Annotated in this window: 7 protein-coding genes; 4 read left to right on the top strand and 3 right to left on the bottom strand. The window is 67.9% G+C overall.

The window, feature by feature from the left end; translation table 11 throughout:
* Positions 1-347, bottom strand: a 347-nt coding sequence (locus Q0833_RS12475) for a membrane dipeptidase (RefSeq protein ID WP_298434887.1), incomplete at its 3' end; no start/stop codon positions are given.
* 91 nt (positions 348-438) lie between these two features.
* Between Q0833_RS12475 and Q0833_RS12470 the strand changes: the two genes are divergently transcribed.
* Positions 439-1395: a LysR substrate-binding domain-containing protein gene (locus Q0833_RS12470; RefSeq protein WP_298434883.1), complete on the top strand. Its 957-nt coding sequence runs from the start codon at positions 439-441 to the stop codon at positions 1393-1395.
* Between the two features lie 157 nt (positions 1396-1552).
* On the opposite strand, the gene Q0833_RS12465 is transcribed toward Q0833_RS12470, so the two are convergent.
* Both Q0833_RS12465 and Q0833_RS12460 read right to left on the bottom strand, forming a co-directional pair.
* Entirely contained in the window at positions 1553-2353 is an 801-nt protein-coding gene (locus Q0833_RS12465; protein ID WP_298434880.1) for a phytanoyl-CoA dioxygenase family protein, read from the bottom strand.
* A 31-nt stretch (positions 2354-2384) separates the two neighbouring features.
* Positions 2385-3083, bottom strand: a complete 699-nt coding sequence (locus Q0833_RS12460) for a GntR family transcriptional regulator (protein ID WP_298434877.1) — start codon at positions 3081-3083, stop codon at positions 2385-2387.
* Between the two features lie 111 nt (positions 3084-3194).
* On the opposite strand from Q0833_RS12460, the gene Q0833_RS12455 reads away from it, so the two are divergent.
* From Q0833_RS12455 to Q0833_RS12445, 3 genes are all read left to right on the top strand, one after another.
* Complete coding sequence (locus Q0833_RS12455; RefSeq protein WP_298434874.1) at positions 3195-4505, top strand: Gfo/Idh/MocA family oxidoreductase; 1311 nt, start codon at positions 3195-3197, stop codon at positions 4503-4505.
* A 197-nt stretch (positions 4506-4702) separates the two neighbouring features.
* Positions 4703-5485 (top strand): ATP-binding cassette domain-containing protein, encoded by a 783-nt coding sequence (locus tag Q0833_RS12450; protein ID WP_298434871.1) that lies wholly within the window; start codon positions 4703-4705, stop codon positions 5483-5485.
* Positions 5482-6633: an ABC transporter permease gene (locus Q0833_RS12445; protein ID WP_298434867.1), complete on the top strand. Its 1152-nt coding sequence runs from the start codon at positions 5482-5484 to the stop codon at positions 6631-6633. Before Q0833_RS12450 ends, Q0833_RS12445 begins: the two co-directional genes overlap by 4 nt.
* Positions 6634-6645 lie beyond the last annotated feature (12 nt).

Below are 6645 nucleotides of genomic sequence, written 5' to 3'. Positions count from 1 at the left end.
CTGCGGCAGACCCGCAGGTGCCCCTCGCGCTCCAGCGCGAAAAGGATCGCCATCTGGCCCAGGACGATGGGCAGGGCGTCCTCGCAGTCGATCGGATCGGGGAGCGCGATGTCGTAGCTGGGCTGGCGCATCAGCTCGTAGAGCGCGTCGAGATCCATACCCGCGCGGGAGCTTACATACACCGCGAAGAACCCGCCGCCGAAACCGCCCGCACGCGCCTTCGGCAGGTCGATGGCACCCGTGCCGCCTCCGGCCATCTCGGCGGTCGCCGCCCGCCCGCCCGCCCGCCACATCCGGGAGAGCAGGTCGTTATGGCCATCGAAGATGTATGGTGCGGTATCGGTCATGGATGTCCTCATCCGTGCGGAGACCCTAGACGACGTCGGCTGCATAGCGTCATAGTTAAGTCGATGAGTTTTTGTCATTGATCTAGTCGCCATGCCCGGTTCCCGCGACGCGACCCCTCTCGGGCGCTGGCACAGCCTGCGCGAGTACGATGCCCTGCGCGCCGTGCTCCAGACCGGCACCACCGCCGAGGCGGCGCGGCGTCTCGGTCTGTCGCAATCCGCCGTCAGTCGATCCATCGCCAACCTCGAGGCCCGGCAATCGGTGACGCTCTTCACCCGCGAGGCGGGACGCCTCCGGCCGACGCAGGAAGCGGTGCGCCTGAACCTCCGGCTCGACCCGCTCTTCGAGGCGCTGTCGCGGATCGACGGCCCCGAGGACAATGTGCAGGAAACGCTCCGCCTGATCGCGCCGCCGAGTTATGCGCATCGCTTCCTCGTCGAGCAGATCGGCACCTTCCTGACCGCGAACCGCAGCTTCTTCGTCAGTCTCGAGGTTGCCTCCTCGGACGAGGTCGCCCGCGAGATCATCGCCGATCGCTTCGACCTAGGCCTGATCGGGACGGAGCTGACGCGCGCCGACCTCAAGCTGGTGCCGTTCCGTCAGAGCGACGCGGTCTGCGTCATGCTGGCCGGGCATCCGCTGGCCGGGCGGACGCTCGTGACGCCCGCCGATCTCGACGGACAGGACCTGATCGGGCTGGCACCCCGCCACGCGCGGCGCGGCCAACTGGACCGGGTGCTGACCCGCGCCAAGGCGGTGCCGCGCATGGTGGCCGAAGTCACGACTTCATTCGCGGCCGCCGACCTCGCGCGGGCGGGGATCGGGGTGGCGGTCGTCAACCCGTTCCCGCTCCACCACTACCGCGCGCAGGATCTCGTCTTCGTGCCGTTCGAAAGCCCGATCCGCTATCGCAGCCAGTTCGTCGTCAGCAGCCATCGTCCGCTGCCGCGCATCGCCCGCGCCTTCATCCGCCACCTGCGACTGCATACCCCGATGGATCCGTTCTCGCGCCGGATCGACGAGGCCGGACGACGGCAGGACGCCTGAGAGCGCCGAGCGCGCGGCGGGTCAGGGGGCATCCGGTCGCCTTCGGCCGAAATGGCGGTCCATCCTATAGCTGGCTCGCCTCCGAACCCGTCAGGCGCCTGCGCCGGTCGACCCGTGCCCCGAGGGGCCGGGCTTCGCACCGTTTCCGATTCACGGGCTACTCGGCCGCGTGTTGATACGCCTTGGCGAAGCGCAGAAGTGCGTCGTCGTCGCAGCTCTCGATGGGCGTGAAGTCCTGATGTGCGATCCACTCCTCGCGCGTCGGCGTTCGGATGTGGTTCGAGACCGCGTTGAGCGTCAGGTAGACGATCTTGCGCGGGAAGGGCGTGATGTTGCCCGCCGAGCCGTGCACGAGATTGCCGTGGAACATCAGGACACCGCCGGGCTTGCCCGTGGGCGCGATCAGCCCGCCTTCGTCCACGAGCTTCGTCACCGCCTCGTTGTCGAGCGTCCAGAGCGGGTAGCTCGTGGTCGAGGTGTCGTGCCCCGCGTCGAGCACGCCGTGCCGGTGACTGCGCGGGATGAGCATCAGCGGGCCGTTGAACGGGTATACCTCGTCGAGAAAGACCGAGATGTTCATCGCGCGCGGCTCGGGCATTCCGTCGTCGCGGGCCCAGGTGCCGTAATCCTGGTGCCATTGCCAGACATCGCCCGTGAAGCTGGCCTTCGCGTTGATCTTGAACTGGTGCATGTAGACCTGCTCGCCGAAGACCTGCTCCAGGGGCTCGATCAGGCGGGGATGGCGCCCGAGGATGCCGAACGCCTCGTTGTAGGTGTGCGCGGCGAAGGCGGTGCGGGGCGCGCCGGAAGTCTCGCGCCAGATTTCGGGCCGGTCCTCGGCATAAATGCCCTCGGCCTCGGATTTCAGGACGGCCACCTCCTCGGCCGAGAAGCAGTCGGGCAGGAAGACCCAGCCCTCTTCGTCCAGCTGCTTGATCTGCGTGTCGTTCAGTTTCATCGGGCCGTCCTCCGGGTGTGATCGTTCCGTGTCAGTCGCTCGCGTCGATAACCATCGTGCCGAGCCGGCGCTTCGTCTCCTCGCCCGCCCGCTCGGCATGGTCGCGGGCGCATCGTTCCGCCGCGTCGGCATCGCCGGCGAGGACCGGCGCGACGATGGCGGCATGCTCCGTCCAGACCAGCGTCCGGTGCGCCCGCCCATCGAGGACGATGGCCATCGAGCGCATGAATTGCGGCCACTGCCCGGACACCGTCCGCGCGATCTCGGGGTTGCCCGAGAGGTCGTGCAGTGCGCGGTGAAAGGCGACATCCGCACGGACGAGCGTGATGGTCTCGGCATCGTCGCCGATGGCGGCCCCGCGCTCCAGCGCGCGGCGAAGCCCGGCGATCTCGGACCGCGACGCCGCACCGTCGCGGACCCGCGTGGCGGCCATCCGGGCCGCGAGGCCGTCCAGCGCCGCGCGCACCTGGTACAGCCTCCAGATCTGGACGCCGTCCATCGGCGCGACGGCCAGACCCTTGCGCCCATGTTGCACCGCAAGGCCCTGGTGCTTGAGAAGTTGCAGCGCGTGGCTGACCGGCTGGCGCGACACGTCAAGGAGCTTGGCCACGCGGTCCTGCGTCAGTCGTGCGCCCGGTGGCAGGCGACCTGCAGAGATCGCCTCGACGAGACGGTCATGGACCAGTTGTGTCAGGGCCGGCTCCGCCGTGACGGGATCGAGCGCGTCCATCGCATTCTCCGCTTCGGCTGATCTGTAAAACGGGATTCGGAATTCCAAATTCCGTATTGCAAATGGCCCGGAGCGGGTCAACCATCGCCCGCAGCCAGGGAGGCGCCTTCGATGTTCATCTACCAAGACCTTCTGGCTCGCGCGGACGCGCAAAACCCGGTCCGCGTCGGGCTGATCGGGGCGGGGAAGTTCGGCTCGATGTTCCTGTCGCAGGTGCCGACGACGCCCGGCCTGCGGGTCGTCGCGATCGCCGACCTGCGCCCCGATCGTGCGCGCGCGGCCTGCGCGGAGGTCGGCTGGACGGACGATCTGATCGGGGACGTCGCCTTCACCGACGACGCAATGGCAATGATCGCCCGCGACGATGTCGATGTCGTCGTCGAGGCGACGGGCAACCCGGTCGTGGGCGTCGCCCACGCGCGGCACGCGATCCGCGAGGGCCGCCATATCGTGATGGTCAATGTCGAGGCCGACGTGCTGGCCGGACCGCTTCTGGCCGAAGAGGCGCGGCGTGCGGGCGTGGTCTATTCGATGGCCTATGGCGACCAGCCCGCCCTGACCTGCGAGTTGGTCGAATGGGCGCGGTCCTGCGGCTTCAACGTGATCGCCGCCGGCAAGGGCACGAAGTACCTCCCCGCCTATCACGCGTCGACCCCCGACACCGTCTGGGATCATTACGGCCTGACGCCCACGCAGGCGAAGGCCGCGGGAATGAACCCGCAGATGTTCAACAGCTTCCTCGACGGCACGAAATCCGCCCTCGAGATGGCCGCGATCGCCAATGCCACGGGCCTCGCCGCGCCGCCGGACGGCCTCGCGTTTCCGCCGGCGGGCATGAACGACCTTTCGCACGTGCTGCGCCCGGCCTCCGAGGGCGGGCAGCTTTCGGCCAAGGGGCAGGTCGAGGTCGTCTCCTCGCTCGAGCGGGACGGGCGACCGGTGTTCCGGGACCTGCGCTGGGGCGTCTATGTCGTGATCGAGGCGCCCAACGACTACGCCGCGGCCTGTTTTCGCCAATACGGCATGAATACCGACGCGACGGGGCGCTATTCGGCGATGTACAAGCCCTTCCACCTGATCGGGCTGGAGCTGAACATCTCGATCCTGTCGGCCGCGATCCTCGGGCTGCCGACGGGCGCGACGATGGGGTTCGAGGGTGACGTGGTTTCCATGCCCAAGCGCAATCTCAACGCGGGCGAGGTGCTTGACGGCGAGGGGGGCTTCACCGTCTGGGGCAAGCTTCTGCCAGCGCGTACGTCGCTGGAACGCGGCGCGCTCCCCATCGGGCTGGCGCATGGCGTGACCCTCAAGACGGACGTGCCGTTGGGCCAGCCGATCACATGGGCGGATGTCGCCGTGGACGAAACCCTCGAGGCCGTCCGCGTCCGGCGCGAGATGGAGACGCGGTTCGGCGACGCCTGAAGTCTTGGCGCCTCCATCGGAGCCGCAATACATCCCGTCGTCGAGAGCCCTGGACGCGTCTTCGGCTGACGAAGTCCTGCTGCCAAGATGCGCCGCGCGCGCTGTGAAGCCTGAGCGCCAATCGGGGCAAACCGGTCCTTCCGTTGACAGAATCGAAACCAGCGGCCCATGGTAGCGGTAACACGGGAGGAATTCGGATGGCAGACGCGCAAGCCGCGCCGACCATCGCGATGCGCGGAATCGTCAAGCGGTTCGGCGGCGTGACGGCCCTGGACGATGTTGATCTGGACGCACATTCGGGCGAGGTCCTCGCGATCGTCGGCGATAACGGCGCGGGTAAATCGACCCTCATCAAGATCCTGACAGGCGTCTATCAGCCCTCGGCCGGGCGGATCGAGATGGATGGCAAACCCCTGTTCATGGCGGACCATTCCGACGCCATCGCGCTGGGCATCGACGCGGTCTACCAGACGCTGGCGCTCGCCGATCACCTGCCGCCCGCGGCGAATGTCTTTCTCGGGAACGAGCTGACGACTTCGGTGCTTGGCGTGCCGCTTCTCGACAATCGCCGGATGCGCTCGGAGGCCGAGAAGGTTCTCTTCGATCGCCTGGGTGTGCGCCTGCCGGACATGGACAGCCCCGCGGCCAGCCTCTCGGGCGGCCAGCGCCAGGCCATCGCCATCGCGCGCGCCGTCTATCACGCCGATCTGCGCGTCCTCGTGATGGACGAGCCGACCGCCGCGCTCGGCCCGCAGGAGACGGCGCGCACGCTGCGCCTGATCGAGACGCTGCGCGAGCAGGGGCTGGCGGTCATCCTGATCTCGCATTCGCTCGACGACGTGTTCGAGGTCGCCGACCGCGTGCAGGTGATGCGCCGCGGCAAGCGCGTCGGCGTCGTCAACGTCGCCGACGTCACGACGCAGGACGTGCTGGGCCTGATCGTCGGCGCGGGCGACGAGACCGCGGAGAGCGCGGCATGACCGTGCCGCCCGTCACCGACAGCACCGCCATTCCGGCGCCGCCGGGCGGACCCGACCTGCGCGCGCGGCTTGCGCCCTACATGGGGTTCATTGCGCCGGTCGCGATGATCGCCGCGATCCTTCTGGTGACGGCGATTCTCGAGCCGGCCCGCTACTTCCGCCTTTCCAACCTCGAGATCATCCTGCTGGAATCGGCGCTTTACATGCCGATGGCCATGGCGATGACCTTCGTCATCACCCAGCGCGGGATCGATCTGTCCATCGGATCGGTCGCCGCGCTCTCGACGATCATCGCGGGCTTTCTGATGAAAGTTTACGGCTTCCCGGCCTGGGCGGGCGTGGCCGTCGCTATCTCGCTGGGGGCGACGATGGGCCTGATCAACGGCCTCATCATCACCAAGTTCAAGGTGCCCGACCTGATCGGGACGCTGGCGATGGACCTCGTCTATCGGGGCTTCGCGCTGGTGCTGGCCAAGGGCCTCGTCCTTGCGCGCTATCCCGATCTCATCACCGATATCGGACGTGGGCAGCTTTCGTGGTTCCTGCCGATCCCGGTCCTGATCGGCCTGACGACGATGGCCGTCGGATGGCTCCTGCTGACGCGCACGCATTTCGGCCGCTACACCATCGCCATCGGGTCCGAGCCGCATGCCGCCGAGCTGACCGGGATCGCGATCGACCGCTACAAGATCTACGCCTACGTCCTGATGGGCGCGATGGCGGGGCTCGCGGGCGTGATGCTCCTCGGCAAGCTCAATGCCGTGCAGGCCACGTCGGCCCCCTACTTCAACCTCCATGTCATCGCCGCCGTCGTGGTGGGCGGCACATCCCTCTTCGGTGGGCGCGCGTCGCTTCTGGGCTCGCTGGCCGGGGTCCTGCTGCTGGCGCTGATGATCAACGCGCTCGTCACGCTTCGGATCGAGTTCTTCTGGCAATCGGTCGGTTCCGGCGTCGTGATCGTGACGTCGGTGGCGCTCTATACGTGGCTTCAGAAGAAGGATCGCGACGGCGCCAAGGGACTGGCCGCGACGTTCGCGCAGCCCGAAACGCGACGTCTGCTGCGCCTGATCGCGCTGATCGTCGGCACGCTTCTGGTGCTGCTGCTTCTGGGGTGGGCCTTCGCCGGCGACCCCAACCGGTCCGGCTGAGTCCGGGCTTCA

Origin of the sequence: uncultured Jannaschia sp. (assembly GCF_947503795.1) — a bacterium.
Classification (GTDB): Bacteria; Pseudomonadota; Alphaproteobacteria; order Rhodobacterales; family Rhodobacteraceae; genus Jannaschia.
The sequence above is the reverse complement of the archived record's forward strand: the minus strand, read 5'-3'. Positions and strand labels throughout refer to the sequence as shown.